This is a genomic window from Amycolatopsis echigonensis (assembly GCF_014174495.1).
In the GTDB taxonomy this organism is placed as follows: domain Bacteria; phylum Actinomycetota; class Actinomycetes; order Mycobacteriales; family Pseudonocardiaceae; genus Amycolatopsis; species Amycolatopsis echigonensis.
On sequence record NZ_JACJHR010000077.1, the window covers coordinates 22828 to 43199 of the forward strand.

The window sequence follows — 20372 nt, forward strand, 5'->3', positions numbered from 1 at the left end:
GGAAGATGTCGGACGACAACAACACCCACGGGTTCACCTCGGATGACAACGGGGTCTGGCCGGACACCACGCAGTCCGGCAACCAGAACACCACTGGTGACCCGTCGAAGGATTTCGACGGCCTGACGTGGAAGCAGATCGAAGCGGCGATCCTCGGCGGCGGTTCGCTGTCGGGCGGCCAGGACAACCTTGACAAGGCCTACGGCAACGTCAACTGGCAGTCGCTTCAGGACGCGGCCGGGGTGTTTCAGGAGACGCAGCAGAACCTCGCGATGGTCGCTCAGTCCATTCAGGACCAGACCGCCGCCCTCGCCGGACCCGACGGTCCGTGGAAGGGCGACGCCGCGACGAAGTTCAAGGACATGATGACCGCGCTGGCCAACAAGTTCTCCGATCTGGCGGACCGGATCGGAGACGGCGGCGGGGCCAACAACGTGCCGAACAACCTCGTCAATTCCGCGGCGTACCTCAAATGGGCGCAGGACACGATCCGCTACATCGACAGCTATTACGCCAGCCAGGTTCTCGCCCAGGGCAGCAAATACCATCTCAGCGACGGGCGCGCGTACATCTCGCAGTTCCCCGAAGCCGTCGAGATGATGACCAACGACATGCGCAAGGTGGCCGGCCAGCTCGCGCAGAAGTACAACACCGTGCACGTCAACTCGGGCCAGACGACCCCGCCTCCGACGCCCGGCGGCGGGGACGGCAACGTTCCCCCGCCTCCTCCACCACCACCGCCGCCTCCGCCGCCGCCCACACCGCCGCCTCCTCCGCCGGTGACGCCTCCCCCTCCGCCGCCGACGGCTCCGCCGCCGCCCCCGGTGACGCAGCCGCCGCCTGCGCCGAATCCGCCGCCTGTGTCCCCGCCTCCGGGCGGAGGTGGCGATGGCGGCGGCAATGGCACGCCGCCGCCGGTGAACAAGGCGGTGCTTCCGCCGCCTCCGGGTGACGTCAACGGTCCTGGCGGCAACAACGTGCCGCCGCCGTTGAAGAACGCCGTCGTGCAACCGCCACCGGGTGACGTCAACGGTCCCGGAGGCAACGGCACGCCGCCTCCTGCGTCCATTCCGCCGCCGCCCAACGGGGTCGGAGGGAACACCGTGAAATCGCCGAACCTGCAGAAGCCGCCGGGCTCGCAGGTTCCGCCGCCGGTTATTCCTCCGCCGCCGGGCGACAGCGCAGGCGGGGACGGCAACGTCAAGTCGCCGAAGGTCTCCCCGCCTCCCGGTGATTCGGCGGGAGGGAACAACCTCAAGTCGCCGTCGATCCCGCCTCCGCCCGGAGCCGTGGGCAACAACCTGGGCGGGTCCGGGCACGTCGACCCGCCGTCGATCCCGGCCCCGCCGGGCGGCTCGGGCGGATCAGGGCACGTCAACCCGCCTTCCATCCCGGCCCCGCCGGGCAGTTCGGGCGGGCACGTGAACCCGCCTTCGATTCCGCCGCCTCCGGGCGATTCCGGCGGCCACCTGGCGAACAACGCGCTCAACCCGGCGCATCTGCCACCGGGCCTGAACACCCCGCCGGGCAACCAGACGCCCGGCGGCAGCGGCATCCCGATGATGCCGCCAGGCGGCATGGGCGGCGGCGGTGGACTGAACACGCCGTCCGCCGAACGACCGGACTCCTCCGGGCTGCTCGGCAACATCAAAGAGCCGTGGATCAGCAACCCGCCGGACGGCATCGGCAACCCCGACGCACAGGGCGACACACCGCCGCTGCACTCCGCCAAGTGGGCTCCCCCGCCCGGCGCGAGCGGCGGGACCGGCGACGGTGTGGGCAGCCCCGGAGACAGCGGTCCGGGCGCGATCAAGGGCCTCGGCGAGAGCGATCTGCCGAAACTGCCGGACCCCGTCGGCAACCACGAACAACAGCAGATCCCAGGTGCCGGGACCCCGCCCATGGTCCCGCCCGGCGGCATGGGCGGCGGCAGCGGACTCAACACACCAGCTGCCGAACGACCCGACTCCTCCGGACTGCTCGGCAATATCAAGAAACCGTGGATCAGCAACCCACCGGACGGCATCGGCAACCCCGACTCGCACGGCGACACGCCACCGCTGCACTCCGCCGAATGGGCACCGCCGCCAGCAACGGTCAACGCTCCAGGCGGCGGAGAACCGAGCGGCCCGGGGGTGAAAGGCCTCGACGAAAGCACCCTGCCCAAACTCCCGGAGCCCATCAGCAACCATGAACAACCACAGCTCCCGGGCTCGGGAACACCGCCGATGGTCCCGCCAGGCGGCATGGGCGGTGGCAGCGGACTCAACACACCAGCTGCCGAACGACCCGACTCCTCGGGGCTGCTCGGCAACATCAAAAAGCCGTGGATCACCAATCCTCCGGACGGCATCGGCAACCCCGACTCGCACGGCGACACACCACCGCTCCACTCCGCCGAATGGGCACCGCCACCAGCAGCGGTTAACGCTCCAGGAGGCGAACCGGCCGGGCCAGGCGTGAAGGGCCTCGACGAAAGCAACCTGCCCAAACAGCCCGAACCCATCGGCAACCACGAGCAGCAACTCCCGGCCTCGGGAACACCACCCATGGTCCCGCCAGGCGGCATGGGCGGCGGCAGCGGACTCAACACACCCGCCGCGGAACGACCGGATTCGGCTGGACTTCTCGGCAACGTGCAGGAGCCGTGGACGGCCGACCTGCCGGGTGGCATCGGCGACCCGAGCGCGTCCGGTGAGACGCCGCCGAGCGAATCAGCGGACTGGGCGCCTTCGGCGAAGGGGACTCAAGGCCCGGGCATGCCGATGGTCCCGCCGGGTGGCACCGGCGGCGGGACAACCACACCCGCCGCCGAACGGCCCGACTCCGCAGGACTGCTCGGCAACATCCAGCAACCCTGGGCACCGAACACTCCCATCGGTGTCGGAAACCCCATCGCCCAAGGCGAAACACCCCCGAGCATCGCAATCGACTGGGCCAAGAACCAGCAGGCGGAAGGACCGAACGACGGGATCAACCCGCCAATCGGCGTCGGGGACCCCAGCGCGCGGGAAGAAACTTCCCCGAGCACACCGGCCAGCTGGACCCCCGCGCAAGGCAACGGTTCCGTGGCGCAAGGACCCGGCATGCCGATGGTCCCGCCGGGTGGCACCGGCGGCGGGACGACCACACCCACCGCCGAACGGCCCGACTCGGCGGGGTTGCTCGGCAACATCCAGCAACCCTGGGCACCGAACACCCCCATCGGCGTCGGAAACCCCAGCGCACAAGGCGAAACTCCACCGGCCGACCCCGCCCCCTGGTCGTCCACTGTGGACTCCCTCGTGCCGCCCAAGCGTGCCGACGACCGCCCGGACGGCACCGAACCGCGGTCCACTCCGGCGAACACCGGCTGGGGCACCGCTGCGAGCCCCGAGGAGACCGACCTCTTAAGGATTCCCGTAGTGCAACCCGTCGACACCGAGGACACCTCAGCCTGGGACGTCGGCACCGCCGACTTCCTGCCCGCCCTTCTGCCGGTCACCGCCCCCGCAGACGACCGGGCCCAGGAAATCACCACCGATTTCGTCCAGCGCAGCGACGAACCGTGGCGACCCGACGAGACCCCCGCGTTCGGCACCTACCAGCGGGTTCGAGGCGGCCCGGCCGAGATCGTTCCCGACGAGCTGCCTACCTGCGGCGACGCTCCGGAACCGCTGGAGCCCGAGGAGGACACCGCCGAAGAAGAGACCGAGGAAGAAGAGGAACGCACGATGGCCGACCTGCTCCGGCAGGACGATTCGGCCTGGGGCAAGCCCGCTCGCCGCACTGTCCCGGGGGTCCTCGAATGAGCACGGAAACCGTGAAGCGGGGCCCGCGCGCGGCGGGTCCGGAAATGCCCGAGGGGCAAGAGGAACTGCAGGAACCGCCAGTCATGGCGGAACCGGCGGCACGCGATTTCAACTCGCTGCTGATGATGCTGCCGATGGCCATCGGGTCGCTGGTGATGGTGCTGGCGTTCTCGGGAGTCGCGGGCAGCTCGCCGTTCACCTACGTGATCGGCGGCGGCATGGGCGTGTCGATGATCGCGATGAGCCTCGGGCAGCTGTCCCGCGCCGCCGCCGAGCGCAAGCGCAAGATGCAGGCCGAGCGGCGGGATTACCTGCGCTACATCGGCCAGGTCCGCGAGCGGGCCCGGTCGACCGCCGAGGAGCAGCGGCTCGCGGTGGCCTGGAACAACCCGGCCCCGGATTCGCTGTGGTCGCTCGCGATGGGCCCGCGGTTGTGGGAGCGCCGGATCAGCCACGAGGACTTCGCGCGGGTGCGGATCGGGCTGGGCACGCAGCAGTCGGCGCTCGAGCTGGTGCCGCCGGTGACCAAGCCGATCGAGGACCTCGAACCGCTGTCGGCGATCTCGCTGCGCCGGTTCACCGAGACCTACCGCACGCTGTCCGGGATCCCGACCGCGGTGGGGCTGCGAAGCTTCACGAGCGTCGAGTTCGACGGCGACCCGGACGCGGCGGTCGCGCTGGTCCGGGCGATGCTCGCGCAGCTGGTCGCCTTCCATTCGCCGGACGAGCTGCGGCTCGCGGTGCTCACCACCGAAGCCGCGCAGGCGCAGTGGGACTGGGTGAAGTGGTTGCCGCACAACAACCATCCGACCCTGCGCGACGCGGCGGGCCCGCTGCGGCTGCTCGCCGCCGACCACGACGAGCTGATGGACCTCCTCGGCCCGGACGTGGCCGATCGCGACGACCACGACAAGACCGTCGGGCCGACGACGACCGAGCCGTTCGTGGTGATCGTGGCGCATCTGGCGACGATCCCGGAGTCCTCGCGGCTGGTCGGCGCGGGCCTGCGCAACGTGGTGCTGCTCGACGTGACCGGCGCGCTCCCCGGCGGTCCCAAGGTGCTGCGACTGACCACGAAGGACGATCTGGTCGAGTTCCCGGCCGGCAGCGGAGTCGGTTCGGCGACCCGGGACGAGCTTTCGGTGACCCAGGTCGAGGGGCTCGCGCGGCTGCTCGCGCCGAAACGGACCAGCGGCACCCTGGAAATCGCCGACCAGCCGCTGGAAAGCGACTTCGGGCTGACCGCGCTGCTGGGCATCAAGGACGTGCACACCTTCGACATCCCGGCCCAGTGGCGGCCGCGGACGGCGCAGCGGGCCCGGATGTCGGTGCCGATCGGCGTGACCGAGGACGGCGAGATCGTCGAGCTGGACCTGAAGGAATCGGCGCAGGGCGGCATGGGCCCGCACGGGATGCTGATCGGCGCGACCGGTTCGGGCAAATCGGAGCTGCTGCGCACGCTCGTGCTCGGCCTGGCGGCGACGCATTCGTCGGAGATCCTCAACTTCGTGCTCGTCGACTTCAAGGGCGGCGCGACGTTCCTCGGCATGGACCGGCTGCCGCACACCTCGGCGACGATCACCAACCTCGCCGACGAACTGCCGCTGGTCGACCGCATGCAGGACTCCCTCAACGGCGAAATGGTGCGGCGGCAGGAACAACTGCGCGCCAGCGGCTACCCGTCGCTGTACGAATACGAAAAGGCGCGCGCGGCCGGCGAGCAGCTGGCCCCGATGCCGACGCTGTTCCTGGTCGTGGACGAGTTCTCCGAACTGCTGAGCGCCAAGCCGGAGTTCATGGAGCTGTTCGTCTCCGTCGGACGGCTGGGCCGCAGCCTCGGCGTGCACCTCCTGCTGGCCTCGCAGCGGCTGGACGAGGGCCGCATCCACCGCGTCGAAGGCCATCTGTCGTACCGGATCGCGCTGCGCACCTTCTCCTCGATGGAGTCCCGCAGCGTGATCGGCGCGGGCAGCGCCTACGAGCTGCCGCCGGAGCCGGGCAACGGCTACCTGAAGATCGACACGACGAACCTGGTGCGGTTCAAGGCCGCTTACGTTTCCGGTCCGGTCCCCGCGGGCAACGGCGAGAACTCCGCGATGACGGCGGCGCGCGCCAGCCGGGAGGTCGTCCCCTTCCGCACCGAGGCCCGGCCGGCCAAGCTGATCATCCGCGACGACGAACCGGAACCGGCCGAGAAACAGTCCGATGTGGACGCCCTGGAAGCCGCCGTGCCGGGCGGCCCGACGCTCGCCGACGCGTTCATCGACCGGCTGGCCGGCGCGGGTCCGGCGGCGCGCCAGGTGTGGCTGCCGCCGCTGGCCGAATCGCCGAGCCTGGACTCGCTGCTGCCGAGCGTGACGCCGGATCCGGTGCGCGGGATGTCGGTGCAGGATCCGGCGCACTGGGGCAAGCTCCGGGTGCCGATGGGCATGATCGACCGGCCGTTCGAGCAGGTCCGCGAGCTGCTGACGGCGGACCTGTCGTCGGCGGCCGGGCACGTCGCGGTGGTCGGCGGGCCGAAGACCGGCAAGTCGACCCTGCTGCGCACGCTCGTCCTGGCGCTGGCGATGACGCACACCCCGAAGGAGGTCCAGTTCTACGGGCTGGACTTCGGCGGCGGCGGGATCATGTCGCTGTCCGGGCTGCCGCACGTCGGTTCGGTCGCGACCCGGCTCGAGCGCGACCGCGTCGTGCGGACCATCGAGGAAATCTCGCAGGTCATGGAAGGCCGCGAAACGCTGTTCTCCGAGCACGGCATCGAATCCATGGACGCCTACCGCGCGTTGCGCCGCAGCGGCCAGATCGAGGATCCGTTCGGCGACGTGTTCCTGGTGGTCGACGGCTGGTACAGCCTCAAGAACGACTACGGCGACCTGGAACAGAAGATCGGCGAGCTGGCCTCGCGCGGGCTGTCCTTCGGGGTGCACGTGGTGATCGGCGCGACCCGCTGGTCGGAGATCCGGCCGTATCTGCGCGACCTGCTGCAGACGCGGTTCGAGCTCCGCCTCGGCGATCCGATGGAGTCGGAAATCGGCTCGCGCAAAGCGAAAACGGTGCCGAACCAGCCGGGCCGCGGCCTGACCCCGGACGGCCTGCACTTCCTCGCCGGCCTGCCGCGGATGGACGGCAGCGGGAACACCGACGACCTCGCGGCGGCGGCCAAGGCGGTCGCCGAAGAGGTGCACCTGTTCTGGCCGGGCGCACCGGCCCCGGCGGTGCGGCTGCTGCCCGCGAAACTGCCGATGGCCCAGCTGCCCGCGCCGGACGGCGACCTGCGGATCGCCCTCGGCCAGGACGAGCAGCGGCTGCTGCCGGTGTGGCACGACTTCGCGGCCACCCCGCACCTGCTGGCCTTCGGGGACAACGAAACGGGCAAGACCAACCTGCTGCGGGTGGTCCTGCGTTCGGTGCTGACGCGCTACTCGCCGAGCGAGGCGAAGATCGTGCTCGCCGACCCGAGCCGCCAGCTGGACGCCGAGGTGCCCGAGGCGTACCGCGTCGGCTACGCGACGACGACCGAGGCACTGCAGGAACTGGCGCAGCAGGCCAGCGTGTCGCTCACCCCGCGGGTGCCGGACCAGACCATCACCGCGGACCGCCTCAAACGCCGCGACTGGTGGACCGGCCCGCGGCTGTTCTTCGTGGTCGACGACTACCAGCTGCTGACCAGCGGCATGGGCTCGCCGCTGGAACCGCTGCTGTCGTTGCTGTCGCAGGGTTCCTACATCGGGTTCCACCTGATCCTCAGCCGCAGCACCTCCGGTGCGATGCGCGCGCTGAGCGATTCGGTGGTCCGCCGGATCTGGGAGCTCGGCAGCCCGGGCGTGGTGTTCTCCTACCCCAAGGAGGAGGGCAAATTCCTCGGCGAGGCGGCTCCGCGGCAGCTGCCCGCCGGACGCGCGCAGCTCGTCACCCGCCGCGGCGTGAAGCTCGTGCAGACCGCGATCGCGGAAGAAGAGCGGACCGGCGAGGGCTGGTCGCCGCTCGCGATGACCGAAAGGGGCGTGCGATGACCGCGTCGACCGGCGAGCTGTGCCGGATCACCGTGTACGGGCCGCAGGGCCGGGCGGACCTGGCGGTGCCGATGTCCGTCCCGCTGACCAGCCTGCTTCCGGTGCTGCTGGAGCACACCGGCGGCCGCGAGGACCTCGGCGAGGCCTGGGTGCTGCAGCGGCTCGGCGAGGAGCCGCTCGACGCGTCGGGCACGCCGGAGTCGCTGGACTGGAAGGAGGGCGAGGAATTCCACCTGCGCCCTCGCGCGGATCCGCTGCCGGAACTGGATTTCGACGACATCGCGGACGGCATGGCCACCGCGGTGAGCCGCCGTCCCGGCCGCTGGCGCCCGGAGTTCAACCGCGGCCTGTTCCTCGGGTTCGCGATCTTCTCCCTCGTCGTCCTCGCCCGGGTGCTGCTCTACCCGGGTTCGGCCGGGCTGACCGCGATCGGCGGCGGCGTGGTGTCGCTCGGGCTGGTCGTCGCGGCCGTGGCGACCGGGGTGCGTTCCGACGACAAGGCCCTGCTGACGTTGCTCGGACTCGGCGGCTGCGGGTTCGCGTTCCTGGCGGGCGCGGTCGCGGTCGCCGGGCTCGCTCCGGCGTTCGACCTCCAGGGCACCCCGATCTTGACCGGCTGCCTGGCCTTCGCGCTGGCCGGCGGCCTGGTGCTCGGCGGCCGGGCCGCGTGGTCGCACGCCATTCCGTTCGTGCCGTTCGGCGCGGTGGTCGCGACCGGGCTGGCCGGGGCGATCTCGCTGTGGCTGCACCTCGGCGCCGGGTTCACCGCCGAACAGGCCGCCGGACTGGTGTCCTTCGTGCTGGTCGGGCTGATGGTGTTCGCGCCGCGGATCGGCATCCGGTTCGCCCGCATCCGCGGTCCGCAGCTGCCGCGGTCGGCCGGCGAACTGCAGTACGACATCGAGCCGATGCCGGCCGCGCAGATGGTGCACCAGACCGGGTACGCCGACGGCTACCTCACCATCGCCTGCCTCGCCGCCACCGCGGTGTTCGTCGGCTGCTTCCCGTTCCTGGTCGGCCACGGGCTGTTCCCGTCGATCCTCGGCGGGCTGGTGTCCGCGGCGGTGCTGATGCGTTCTCGGGCGCTGCTCGGCGTGTGGCAGCGGGTTCCGCTCGCCGTCGCCGGCGCGATCGGCCTGGTGCTGCTCGCGCTGGCGCTGATCCAGCCGCTGCCCACGCCGTGGCGGGGCGCCTGCCTCGCCGGGCTGTGCCTGGTGTTCTTCCTGCTCCTGCTGGCGATGCTGCGCCCGCCGCCGCGGCGGCTGCTGCCGATCTGGGGACATCTGGCGAACTGGCTGGAAACGCTGAGCGCGGTGGCGATCATCCCGATCCTGCTGCAGCTGTTCGGCGTCTACGCGTGGGCCGTCGGGCTCACCGCATGAGCGAAGGAGAGGTGACCTGGTGCAGACGCAGAAGGACCACGTCGAGGCGTACTCGTTCCTGATCGGGCGGATGACCTCGGCACTGGTGCTCGGCGACGCGAGCCACCTCGACGTGCCCGCCCGGCGGGCCTGGGTCGGCCTGCTGGTCGGGCTCGTCCTCGGCCTGCTGATCGCGGTCGGGTTCTTCGTGTACGGGCTGATCGCGCACCACACCGGCGGGGCGGCGCCCGCCGTCGGACGCCGGGCCTGAGCGGAAGGAGGGCAGCCATGGAACTCTCGCTGATCCGGCGCGGCGACGGCGCTTTGGAGAAGAAGACCGTGGGCAACGCGCTGGTGGTGCACCTCGCGGAGGGCATGACCGTGCAGGCTCAGTCGCTCGCGCTCGGCGTCGCGGCCGATCCCGAGCACGACCTGGTGGTCGTCGACCTGCCGGTGGATTCGCCGATCTCGATGTGGGAATCGGTGGCCAAGGCGCTGCCGCGGCGCCGGCGCGGGGTGCGGCTGGTGATCGGCGGGCGCTCGCGCGAGACGACCGCGCTGGCCGGGCAGTGGCTGGCCGAGCGGATCAACCGCCCGGTGCTCGCGCCGGACGGTTCGGTGATCCCGAGCGCGGGCGGCGCGTTGTTCGTCCACGCCGGACGCGGCGGCGGCTGGGTCCGCTTCCGGCCGGGCCGCCCGCCGTCCTGGGAGGCGAAACGGTTCCCGCGCCCGGCTTGGGATTCCGGGATCGCCGCCGAGCTCACCCCGACGAGTTCGCGCGGCGTCGCGGAGCCGCTGCCGGGCGGGCTGTGGGTCCGTCCGGTCGGCTTCGACGCTCCCCAGCGCCACCACCGCAGGGCGCTGATCTCCCGGATGCCCGCGCAGCACGACACCATGACGATCGTGCTCGGCTGCCCCGGCTGCCCGCCGCTCGCGCTGGACGACGCGGCCCGGCTGTGGGTGCAGCTTCCGGAGAAGGTGCGGGCCAAGGCTCGGTTCGTGCACTACGGCCCGATGGCGGTGCCCGGCGAGGCCACGATCGGCCAGGCGCTGGCGGACCTGCTCGGCAAGCCGGTCGCGTTCTACGCGGGCGTGCCGGTCGGTTCGCCGCAGCTGCCGACTCTCCGGACGGTGTTGTACGACGGACAGCTCGGCTGGCGTCCGTTCACCACCGAACTCGGCTATGAACCGCGCTCGGCCGACGAAACGCCATTGCCGGAACTGCTTTCGCACCGCCCGCCGATCCACGGGCTCGACCAGGTAGCCCCCGCGGTCTACTGGTACTCGCCGGATGCGGTGGTCGAGGTCGTGCAGTCGGGCCTGCTGGTGCGTCCGCCGCAGGACGGTCCTTCGTCGGCCGCGGTCCGCGAGATCACTCTCGACGCCGCGGTGCACAACCTCACCTTTGACGCCGCTGACGAGGGGTCGGCGTCGCGGATGCGGTTGCTGGCGGAGGATCTGCTGGCGCGGCTGGACGAGCAGACGCGCCGGATGAGCCGGGTGCTGCCCGCTGCCGCGCTGCTGGCGGAACGTGCCCGGCCGCGGGTGGCGGCTCGGGCGTTGGACGCGATCGAGTCCGGGCATCCGGTGCCGGTCGTGGCCTCGCCTGTTCCGCCGGCGGCGTATCGGCCCGCGGCTCCGGCGGCGTTGGGCATCGCCGCGCCGACGGAGGTTCCGGGGGCGATCGCTGCTCCCAGCCCGGTCGCCACGCCTGCGAAGCCGGAACCTCCGGCCGCACCCGCTGAAGTTCCCGCCCCGGCCGACCTCCCCGGGGCAGCCGCCGCTCCCGCCGAAACCAGGGCGGCCGTTCCCCCGGCGAAGGTCTCCGCCGCGCCTCCCGCAGCGAAGCCGCTCACGCACCTCGCTCCGGCCGACGTCACCCCGGCCAAACCGGTCGAACCGCCGGTCGCCAAGCCCGCGATCCCGGCTCCGGAAAAGCTGCCGACGGTGTCCGGTCCTGCGGAGAAGCCGGAACCAGTGTCCACTTCGGACAAGCCGGAGCCCGCGCCGAAACCACCGGCAGAGCTGCGTTTCCAGGAAACCCCCGGTGCGGAATCGACCGCGCTGCTGCCCAAACGCGGCGTCGACAAGGAACGCCAGTGGCTGCGCAAATCGCTCGGCGCGGAATACGGCCTGATGTCGAACACCGTCGCGCGAATCCTGTCCGAGCACCCGGGATTCCAGGGCGTGCTGTCGACCTCGTCCTCGGCCGAGGTGCTGACCGACGCGGTGGCCGTGCAGCTTTACCTGTCCCCCAAGGGCTCGACCATCGACGCGGGACTGCGGCGGGGCGCGAACGGCCCGCACGTTCCGGTCGCCCGGTGCGTCGTGGCCGGGTTGAGCCGCCTGCCCTCGCACCGCGGTCCGGCGACGTTCGCCACCGAGCTGCCGCCGTCCGCGTGGCCGCTGCTGGACGGGCGGAAAGTGCTGACCGAATGGGGTTTCCTCAACGCGCTGACGCAACCGTCGTCCACTGTGGACGGCGACACCGACGTGCTGGTGTGGTCGATCACCGGACGGCGCACCAAATTGCTGGAACCGAGCGAGGGCGGCGTCGAGAACCGGGTGCTGTTCGTGCCGGGGACCAGTTTCAAGGTGCTGGAGACTCGCGAACCGGCCGCGGGCGCGCGCGGCGCGGTGCTGCTGCGCGAGCTGACCGCGAGCGAGATCGACGAGACCGGCCGGGTCGCGAACGACCGGGCGTCGCTCGACGAGCTGGCCATGAACTCGCTCCGGCAGACGGTGCAGACGTGGGCGGAAGCGGGCGAGGACCTGGTCCGGACCGTGATGGACGAGCAGGCCGCGGAGCGGTTCGGGGCGCTCCCGGGCCTGGCGTGAGCAGGGAGAGGCGGAGACGATGAACCGACAGCTGCTCGTGGTCGGCGGCGACCGGGCGGGCGCCTTCGGCACCATCGGCGCGGCGCTGGCGCAGGCGCAGCCGGGGGCGACGATCAGCGTGCACCCGGGCCGGTACGAGGAAAACCTCGTGGTGGACCGCATGGTGTCGCTGGTGGCCGAACAGGGCGCGGGCACCGTGGAAATCGTGGCGAACACCGGAAGCGTGCTCGTCGCGAACGCCGAGGCGGTGCAGCTCAGCGGGTTCGTCCTGACCGGTGCCGACGACCAGCTGGTCACTGTGGACGTCGTCCGCGGCGAGGCGGCGCTCGACAGCTGCCGGTTGTCCGGGACATCGTGGGCGACCCTGCTGGCCCGGCTGGAGGGTTCGCTCGCGCTGCGGGGCTGCACGGTGACCAGCACCGGCGGTGCCGGGGTCGTGATCGCCTCGCCGGTGCAATCGGCCATTGAGGACACTGAGATCGTCGATGCCGCGTCGTCCGGCGTTGTGGTGGCCGAGACCGGTTCGGTCGTGCTGCGCCGCTGCACGGTGCAGGGCGCTGCGGGCAACGGGGTGTGCGTCAACGGCGAAGCGGGCGCGATCGTCGAGCAGTGCGAGATCGTCGGCGCGCAGAAACCTGCGATGGTCGTGGAACAGCAGGGTCGCGCGACGATCACCGGGCTGACTGTGCGGGACAGCGCGAACGTCGACCTGTACGTGACCAGCAACGGCCGGGTTTCCGTGGCGTCGTCGCAGTTCCGTTCGGCGCCGATGCAGGCCGCGCACATCGCCGCGTCCGCCGAGCCGCTGCTGCGCGAGTGCGTGTTCGTCGGGGCGGGCGCGAACGCGGTGCAGGCCACCGGAACCGCCGCGCCGCAGTTCGTGGACTGCACCTTCGACGGCTCGCCGGTCACAATCCTGGTCGACGACCAGGCGCGACCGCGGTTCGAGCGCGCGACCGTGCGGGGTTCGACGCACACCGCGATGTCGGTCGGCGGGGAATCCTCCGTGACCGTCGGCGGGCTGCGGATGACGCCGGACAGCGGTGCCGGGATCGTCCTCTCCGGACAGTCCACCTTGGACCTCGCGGACGCCTCCATCGACACCGGCCGGGAAATCGGCGTGCAGGTCACCGAGGACGCCCGGTTGACCGCGACCGACCTCCGGGTTGATTCGACGGCGGACAAGGCAGTCTCATTTGCCGCCAGCGCGCCCTCATCAGCGAAGTCGGTGCAGGTGCGCGGCGGAGGACTGCACGTTTCCGGAACGGCGGAAATCTCCCTGCAGGACTGCGAGATCATCGATTCCACAGTGGACGGAATCACAGTCGCCGCGGGCTCGGCGCTGACCGCTTCCCGCTGCCGGGTGCGCAATGCCCGAGGGAACGGCGTGTACGTCTCCGCTCAGGCGTCGTTCACCGAATGCGAAATCCTCGGTGCGGGCGAGGACGGCTTCCACGTGGAAACCACCGAGCCGGTCAGCGTTCGCGATTGCGTGGTCAACGACGTCTCGGGCGAACCCGTGAGCGGCGAGCACGCGGACGTGGCCAACCTGAGCACCGATTCCGCCCGGCCCGCCGCGCCGGTGCCCGCCGGCCCGCCGAGCGACTTCGCGACCCCCGAGCAGAGCGTGAGCGAGGCCGCCGGAGAGGTGCTCGAAGGCCCGCTGGGAGATTTGGAAGCGCTGGTCGGGCTGGCCGGGGTGAAGAAGGAAGTCACCAGCCTGATCAACCTGATCAAGATGTCGCAGATGCGCGAGCGGATGGGGCTGCCGATGCCGCCGATGTCGCGGCATCTGGTGTTCGCGGGCCCGCCCGGCACCGGCAAGACGACCGTCGCCCGGCTGTACGGCACGGTGCTCGCCGAACTCGGCATCCTGTCGAAGGGGCACATGATCGAGGTGGCCCGGCAGGACCTGGTCGGCCAGTACATCGGGTCCACCGCGATCAAGACGACCGAGGTCGTCGAGAAGGCCATCGGCGGGGTGCTGTTCATCGACGAGGCGTACACGCTGAGCGCGCCGACCGGCGGTTCCGGCCCGGACTTCGGGCAGGAAGCCATCGACGCGCTGATGAAGATCATGGAGGACCAGCGCGATTCGCTGGTGGTGATCGTCGCGGGCTATTCCGAGCAGATGGAGCAGTTCCTGCAGTCGAACCCCGGCCTCGCGTCGCGGTTCACCCGCACCATCGAATTCCCGAACTACAGCGTCGACGAACTGGTCACCATCACGACCGGCCTCACGCGCAAGCACTACTACGAAATGACCGACGACGCGCTGGCCGCGCTGCGCGAGTATTTCGAGCGGGTGCCGAAGAACTCGACGTTCGGCAACGGTCGTGTCGCGCGCAAGCTGTTCGAGGCGATGGTGAACAACCAGGCCTCGCGCCTCGCGCTGAATCCGCCGTCCAAAGACATCGAGCTGAACCGCCTCACCGCCGACGATCTTCAGGCCGAACTGGCGCAGTTGCCTTCCGCGGCGAAGTCGGCGGTTTCGGTCACCGCCGATCCGGCCGCCGCGGTCAAGACCAGCGCGGGGTGGAAGCGCCTCAGCGGTTTGGTCGGCCAGAAAGCGGTGCGGGAGAACGCCGAACGGCTGCTGCTCAAACTCGGCAGGCTCACCCACGAACGCCAACCACTCGGCCACCAGGCGAACCTGGTGATCAGCGGAAAACGCGGCACCGGGCGGTCGGAGTACGCGAAACTGTACGCACAAATCCTCTCCGAATTCGGCATGGCCCCGATGGGGCAGCTGGTTCACCGCAACCTCGCCGAAGAACTGTCGCCGCAATGGCCCGGCCAAGCCGAGCACCTGGTCCGAGCCGCGGTGGAGGACGCGTCCGGCGGCACCCTGGTGGTCGACCTGGACGGCGACTGGGACACCTCGCCCCACACGCCCGGCATCGAAGCCTTGGAAGCACTGTCCGAAATGATCGCCCGCCGACCCGCCGATCCGGTCGTGGTGTTCACCGGCGAAAGCGACCGCGTCGGCGAACTGCTCGCCCAGCTGCCCACCTTGCGCGACGCCTTCCCGTACGGCTGGCAACTCGGCGAGTACACAGTGGACGAGCTTGCCGAGATCGCCGTACGGTTGCTGGTCCGGCGCGGCCACGAGGTTCCCGACGACGTCCGCGACGCGCTCGCCCACGAACTGTCCGCCGCGTCCGACCACACCGCGTACGCCGCGCACGAACTCGCCCGCACGCTGTCGGCCGCCGCCGCGTCCCGCACGCTCGCCGCCGCCGACCTGCGCGGCATCCGCCCGCCCGACACCGGCGCCATGGCCCTCGGGCCCGGCCTGGCCTCGGTCGGCTGACCCCGGGAGGAGACCGATGAGTTCGCACTACGAAAAGATGCTCGAGGACGCGATGGCGGCCTACCAGCACCAGCGCGACCATTTCGACCAAGCCCGCCAGGACGTCGAAACCGCCACCAGCACGGTCACTTCCGCCCGCCGCGAGGTGACCGCGACCGTCGGCCGCACCGGTGAGCTGACCGAACTTTCCTTCCCCACCAGCGCTTATAAACGCATGGCCCCCGCGGAGCTGGCCTCGGTGATCGTGCAAACCGTCTCCGCCGCCCGGCAGAAATCCGTCGCCGCGGCCGCGGAAATGATGGCTCCCATGCTGCCGCCGGGGATTTCCGCGCAGGACCTGATGAGCGGAAAAGTGGATGTCAACGCTCTGTTCTCGGCGCGAGTGCCGGGATTCGACGAAGGGAACCTGCCGTGACAGACCAGTTTTTCGTCGACGCCGACGGGCTGGACGGCGGCCGCGACGGATTCGACGGCAAGAGCGCCGAACTGCGCACGCTCGCCCAGCGGGTGCAGAGCCTGGCGAACCCCAGCCGGATCAGGGACGCGGCCGGGAACGACAAGAACGGGAATCAATTCTCCGCGACGAACATCCAGTCGGCGGCCGAGATCTACAACGGCATCAACGCCTGGGCACTGGCGGTGGAAGCGACCCGCGACGCGATCGGCGACATGGCCACGTCGTTCCGCGAGGCCGACCAGGGCGCCTACGACGGGGCGAACTCCCTGTTCAAGAACTTCACCGACCTGCACGACAAGGTCCGCAAGGCCGACCCCGGCGGCTCCTCCGACGCACCTCCGACCGAGTACCAGCGCGGGGTGCGGATCCAGGGCAAGCTGCTGCGCAAAGAGCCGGAAGCCGAGGACGGCGGCGGCTGGGCTCCGGCCAAGCAGGTCCGGGCCCGGATCGCGGACCGCGTGCCGGCGGAGCCTGGCGAGCGCGTGCGGCATCTGACGGTCGGGCACCCCGCGGCGACCCCGCTGCAACCGACCGAGTCGAGAGTCTTCGTCCGGTCGGAAAAACCGGTTCACGCGGTCGAGGACAAGGAGGAGACGCCCGAGGGCGAAGTCACCGCTCGGACGCGGCCGAGGGAGGTGTGGCTGGCCAAGTCGGTCCCCGCCGAGCCGCCGATCCCCCCGGCAGAATCCTGACTTTCCGCGCCCGTTGAGGAGGTGAACCCGCGATGAGCCTCATGGTGGACCCCAGCCTGAACTGGGTGTTCTACATCATCGCGGGTGACGCCTGGCCGCAGGGCGACGAGGACAAAGCACGCGAACTGGCTGCCGAATGGGACCAGGTCGCGCAGGAGATTTCCGCCGCGGGCACCGGGTTCAGCCAACTGGCGGAACAAGTCGTCGCCAATGTAGGCGGCGACGTGGCGACCAATTTCGCCGACTACGCCAACAAACTCAGCACCATGGGGGCCGGTTTCTCCTACCGGGCCCAGCAGCAAGCCGCGGCTCTGCGCGAATACGCGTTGAATGTCGAGAACGCGAAATACGGCATCCTCATTTCCATCGCGGTCACCGCCGCGGACTTGATCTGGGCGATGACGAACCCGTTCACCGCCCCGTTGATCCCGGGAATCTGGGCAGCCGGGCGGACCGCGGTGATGCAAATCGAACGCTCGCTGATGTCGCGTTTGATGAGTTTGCTGTCGAGGGTCGCGCGAGAGGCCGCGCAGGAAGCCGCGGAAGAAGCGGCCGAGGAGATGCTGGCCGAGTTCATCCAGATCGCGCAGGGAAACCGGGACGGCTTCGACTGGAAACAGATCGGCCAGAACGCCGCACTGGGCGGGATCGGCGGAGCGTTCGCCGCCGGCGCGCACAGCGGTCTCGGCAAATGGGGCCACAACGTCTTCGGCGCGGCCGGAGTTGAAGCGGCGACCGAGGTGGTTGTCGGCCTGGCGGGCGCGGGCCTGTTCGGCGGAGACCTGGATAGCCTGGGCTGGGGCGCCCTCAACGGCGGCCTGACCGGCGCCGCCACCCACGGCGCCCACCACGCCGGAGAGAACCTGCACAACAAACTCACCGGCGGCGGTGACGGAGGGCAGGGGAAGGGACCGAACGACCCTGGCGGGGAGAGCGGGACCGGGAACATCAAGGTGGACCCGGTCAACGGGCCGAGTGCGCCTGGTGGCTCCGGTCATCCGGGTGGACCTGGAGATTCCTCCGGCTCCGGTAGTCGCGGTGGTGTTGGTCCTGGCGGTTCGGACGGCTCCAGTGGGCCTGGTGGCGTGAGTCCCGGTGGTCCACACAGCACCAGCAGCCCCGGCGGTGTCGGTCCCGGCGGCTCCAACACCTCCAGCGGCCCCGGCGGTGTCGGTCCCGGCGGTTCGCACAGCACCAGCAGCCCGGGCGGCGTCGCTCCCGGCAGTTCACACAGCACCAACGGCACCGGCGGCACCGCTCCCGGCGGTTCCAACACCTCCGGCGGCGCTGGCAACAACGCCGCACACGGCGACGGCCAGAACAACTCCCACTCGGCGGGCAACAACCAGGCCCCGTCGAACAGCTCCATCGGCAACTCGCCCTCGACCAGCGGCCCGAACTCCGCCAGCAACGCGACGGGCGGCAGCACCTCAAACTCCGCGACCGGCTCCCACTCGACCGGCGATCACAATTCGGCCGCCGGACCGAACCCCACGAGCGGTCCCAACGCGACCAGCGGCACCGGGCATGCCGGAAGCACCAACTCCACTGGCGGCCCCGACTCCGCGACCGGTTCGCATTCGACGAGCGGCGGCACATCTACCGGCGACCCGAACTCCGCAGCCAACTCACCTTCGGCGAGCGATTCCGGCTCCGCAAACAACTCGCCGGCCCCCAACAGCGCCAACTCGACGTCTACGAGCAGCCACAACCCGGACGCGGCAACCAGCTCCAACTCCCCCAGCGGCTCGCAGCCAACCGGCAACGCCACCTCCCTAGGCCACAGCACCACGGACAACTCGACCTCATCGAGCAGCCCTAACCCGGACGGCAACCACAACCCCACGGGCACCTCAACTTCCAACCCCGCGAACACCCCGAACACGACGAGCAACGCCCCCACGAACGGCCTGGCTGGGAACTCCGCTCAAAGCCCCCACTCGCCCAGCAGCAACCCCACCGGAGACACCGCCTCGCCTGGCAGCAACTCCACCGGGCCTACCGCCACGCCCGGCAACAACCCCACCGGAGACACCACCTCACCCGGCAACAACCCCACCGGGGACACCACCTCGCCCGGCGGCATGAACCACAGCACGACACCTCCTGGCACCAATCCCGGCGTCGAAAACCAGGGCGGTCGCACCACCGGCCCGTCGGGCGTCCAGAGCCTCAGCCCGAACAGCAACCCGAGCATCGTCCCCGGCACGACCGTCGGAAACCAGAACACGAACCCAGGCGCGAGCCCCCATCCGAATCCGGGAAGCAACACCGCCCCGTCTCCCAGTACCGGCGCCAACCCGCCCCTTGGTTCGACCTCCGCCTCGACCAACCATGGCGCGAACGGCACCGACCACCACGCCGCCCCGCCTCCGTCCACATCGGACTCAGTCAAGACCGGGTCCCCGACCCCGCCACCGGCCGCACCCGACCACGCCGGGTCTCGAGACGCGACCCCACCACCGACTCCGGGCTCGTCCACAACCGGAAACCCGCCCGCCAGCACGAATGGCCATGCCCCATCTGGCGGCCGCACCGTCTCACCGCCCGCGACCAGCGGCAGCGACTCGCCGACCCCGCAGCACGACACCGGCCTCCCCGGCTTCGGCGGTCTCCAGACCGCGGCCCCGCACTCCGCCACTGACCCGAGCCAGGCGAACGTCTCCTCCAACCCGACGACTCGCTCCGGGCCGGAGACCGCCCCCAACTCGCCTGACCGCACCAACCCGGCCCCCGCGACCAACGCTCCGTCAACCCCGGCGCATGGTTCGAACGGCACTCCTTCCCCGAACCCGTCGCCCAGCCCGAGGATCACCGCTTCCCAAACCCCGTCGCCCAGCCCGAGCATCACCACTTCCCAAACCCCGTCGCCCAGCCCGAGCATCACCACTTCCCAAACCCCGTCGCCCAGCCCGAGCATCACCACTTCCCCGAACCCGTCGCCCGGCTTGAACGGCACCGCTTCCCCCACGCCGGCGCATGGCCCGAACGGGACCGATTCCCCCAACCCGAACATCACTGCGGCGAACCCCTCCGCCGACTCCGTCCGTGCCCCGGGTTCGACCGCCACCACCACTGGCTCGGCCAACCCCAGCACCAGCCCGAACCCGAGCACAAAGCCGGACTCCCCGGCTTCCGCCGACCCGGCCACCACCCCGCAGCCCAAGCCGGTACCGCCGCCGACGTCAGCCAGCGTCAAAGGCATCGATTCGACCCCGAGCCCCGCCCCGAAGACGACCGTCAACGACCCGAACCACATACCGGTCACCCCGGAACACGCCTCCCCCGGCCCGACGACCGGGAATCCCCACCACCCCACCGATCCGATCACGAACACCGCTCCGAAGCCGGCCACAGACACCAAAGCCAGCCCGAACCCGGCCAATCCGGATCCGGCCGCCAGCCCGGACTCGCACCCCGCCGCCAATCCGGACCCAGACACCGTTCCGGCTCGAACTGCCGACCCGAACCCGGCCGACAGTGAGGCTCCGAAGCCCGCCACGGGACGCGACCCGAGCACGAACCCAGCCGACAGTCAGAGTCCGAAGCCGGGCCCGAACCCCGCTACTGGAACCGGCACCAGCCCGAACGCTGCTGGCAACCCCAGCCCGAACCGGGCTGCGCATCCGGCCGCGGACCCAGCCGCGGATTCCACCTCGAAGCCGCCCGCCAAGCCCGCTTCAACGCCGAGTGCGCCCACCAACCCAGCCACGGTTGTCAATTCCGGCGCTGCCTCGTCGCCGACGCCGAGCCCCAAAACCTCCCCGAACCCGGCCATCAGCGCGAAGCCCGCCGCCAAGCTGGCCCCGGGCAACCCCGCCTCCACCTCACCCAAGAACGGCCCAGCCCCGTCCCCGGCGAAGCCGATCGGCAAGCTTTCCCCGCTCGCGGCCACCGGGCTGTACGA

At 70.7% G+C, this 20372-nt stretch carries 11 protein-coding genes and 1 pseudogene; 9 read left to right on the plus strand and 3 right to left on the minus strand.

Going from position 1 to position 20372, the window contains the following annotated elements; translation table 11 throughout:
* The first annotated feature begins 5 nt into the window (after positions 1-5).
* The 9 genes and pseudogenes from H5411_RS36520 to H5411_RS49880 all read left to right on the plus strand — a co-directional run.
* A complete protein-coding gene (locus H5411_RS36520; protein WP_183126436.1) occupies positions 6-3791 on the plus strand; it encodes a hypothetical protein in 3786 nt (1261 codons plus the stop codon).
* Positions 3788-7804, plus strand: a complete 4017-nt coding sequence (gene eccCa / locus H5411_RS36525; RefSeq protein ID WP_101440589.1) for a type VII secretion protein EccCa — start codon at positions 3788-3790, stop codon at positions 7802-7804. The genes H5411_RS36520 and eccCa overlap by 4 nt, the downstream gene beginning before the upstream one ends.
* Positions 7801-9186: a type VII secretion integral membrane protein EccD gene (gene eccD / locus H5411_RS36530; RefSeq protein ID WP_101440590.1), complete on the plus strand. Its 1386-nt coding sequence runs from the start codon at positions 7801-7803 to the stop codon at positions 9184-9186. Before eccCa ends, eccD begins: the two co-directional genes overlap by 4 nt.
* Before the next feature lie 19 nt (positions 9187-9205).
* Positions 9206-9436 carry a type VII secretion protein EccB gene (locus tag H5411_RS36535; protein WP_101440591.1) on the plus strand — a complete coding sequence of 77 codons (231 nt, stop codon included), beginning with the start codon at positions 9206-9208 and terminating at the stop codon, positions 9434-9436.
* Positions 9437-9453: 17 nt separating this feature from the next.
* The gene (locus tag H5411_RS36540; protein WP_208637588.1) at positions 9454-12003 is read left to right on the plus strand and encodes a hypothetical protein; all 2550 of its coding nucleotides are present in this window, start codon (positions 9454-9456) and stop codon (positions 12001-12003) included.
* A 19-nt stretch (positions 12004-12022) separates the two neighbouring features.
* Positions 12023-15316, plus strand: a complete 3294-nt coding sequence (locus tag H5411_RS36545) for a right-handed parallel beta-helix repeat-containing protein (protein ID WP_183126437.1) — start codon at positions 12023-12025, stop codon at positions 15314-15316.
* Between the two features lie 16 nt (positions 15317-15332).
* On the plus strand, positions 15333-15731 hold the full coding sequence (locus H5411_RS36550; RefSeq protein WP_183126438.1) for a YbaB/EbfC family nucleoid-associated protein: 399 nt from the start codon (positions 15333-15335) through the stop codon (positions 15729-15731).
* Entirely contained in the window at positions 15728-16465 is a 738-nt protein-coding gene (locus H5411_RS36555; protein ID WP_101440594.1) for a hypothetical protein, read from the plus strand. Before H5411_RS36550 ends, H5411_RS36555 begins: the two co-directional genes overlap by 4 nt.
* Positions 16466-16506: 41 nt before the next feature.
* Positions 16507-16824: pseudogene (locus H5411_RS49880) on the plus strand (WXG100-like domain-containing protein); the annotation flags it as partial.
* Between the two features lie 1106 nt (positions 16825-17930).
* Here the strand turns inward: H5411_RS49880 and H5411_RS47150 are convergent.
* The 3 genes from H5411_RS47150 to H5411_RS47160 all read right to left on the minus strand — a co-directional run.
* Positions 17931-18368 (minus strand): hypothetical protein, encoded by a 438-nt coding sequence (locus H5411_RS47150; protein ID WP_220817961.1) that lies wholly within the window; start codon positions 18366-18368, stop codon positions 17931-17933.
* A 24-nt stretch (positions 18369-18392) separates the two neighbouring features.
* Entirely contained in the window at positions 18393-19907 is a 1515-nt protein-coding gene (locus H5411_RS47155) for a hypothetical protein (RefSeq protein WP_220817962.1), read from the minus strand.
* Between the two features lie 93 nt (positions 19908-20000).
* Positions 20001-20372 (minus strand): hypothetical protein (locus H5411_RS47160; protein WP_220817963.1); only part of this gene is annotated, 372 nt, incomplete at its 5' end.

Excerpts from the sequence above, each read along its gene's own strand:
- H5411_RS36520 (WP_183126436.1), top strand. The coding sequence starts at position 6 with ATGTCGGACGACAACAACACCCACGGGTTCACCTCGGATGACAACGGG.
- eccCa (WP_101440589.1), top strand. The coding sequence starts at position 3,788 with ATGAGCACGGAAACCGTGAAGCGGGGCCCGCGCGCGGCGGGTCCGGAA.
- eccD (WP_101440590.1), top strand. The coding sequence starts at position 7,801 with ATGACCGCGTCGACCGGCGAGCTGTGCCGGATCACCGTGTACGGGCCG.
- H5411_RS36540 (WP_208637588.1), top strand. The coding sequence starts at position 9,454 with ATGGAACTCTCGCTGATCCGGCGCGGCGACGGCGCTTTGGAGAAGAAG.
- H5411_RS36545 (WP_183126437.1), top strand. The coding sequence starts at position 12,023 with ATGAACCGACAGCTGCTCGTGGTCGGCGGCGACCGGGCGGGCGCCTTC.
- H5411_RS36550 (WP_183126438.1), top strand. The coding sequence starts at position 15,333 with ATGAGTTCGCACTACGAAAAGATGCTCGAGGACGCGATGGCGGCCTAC.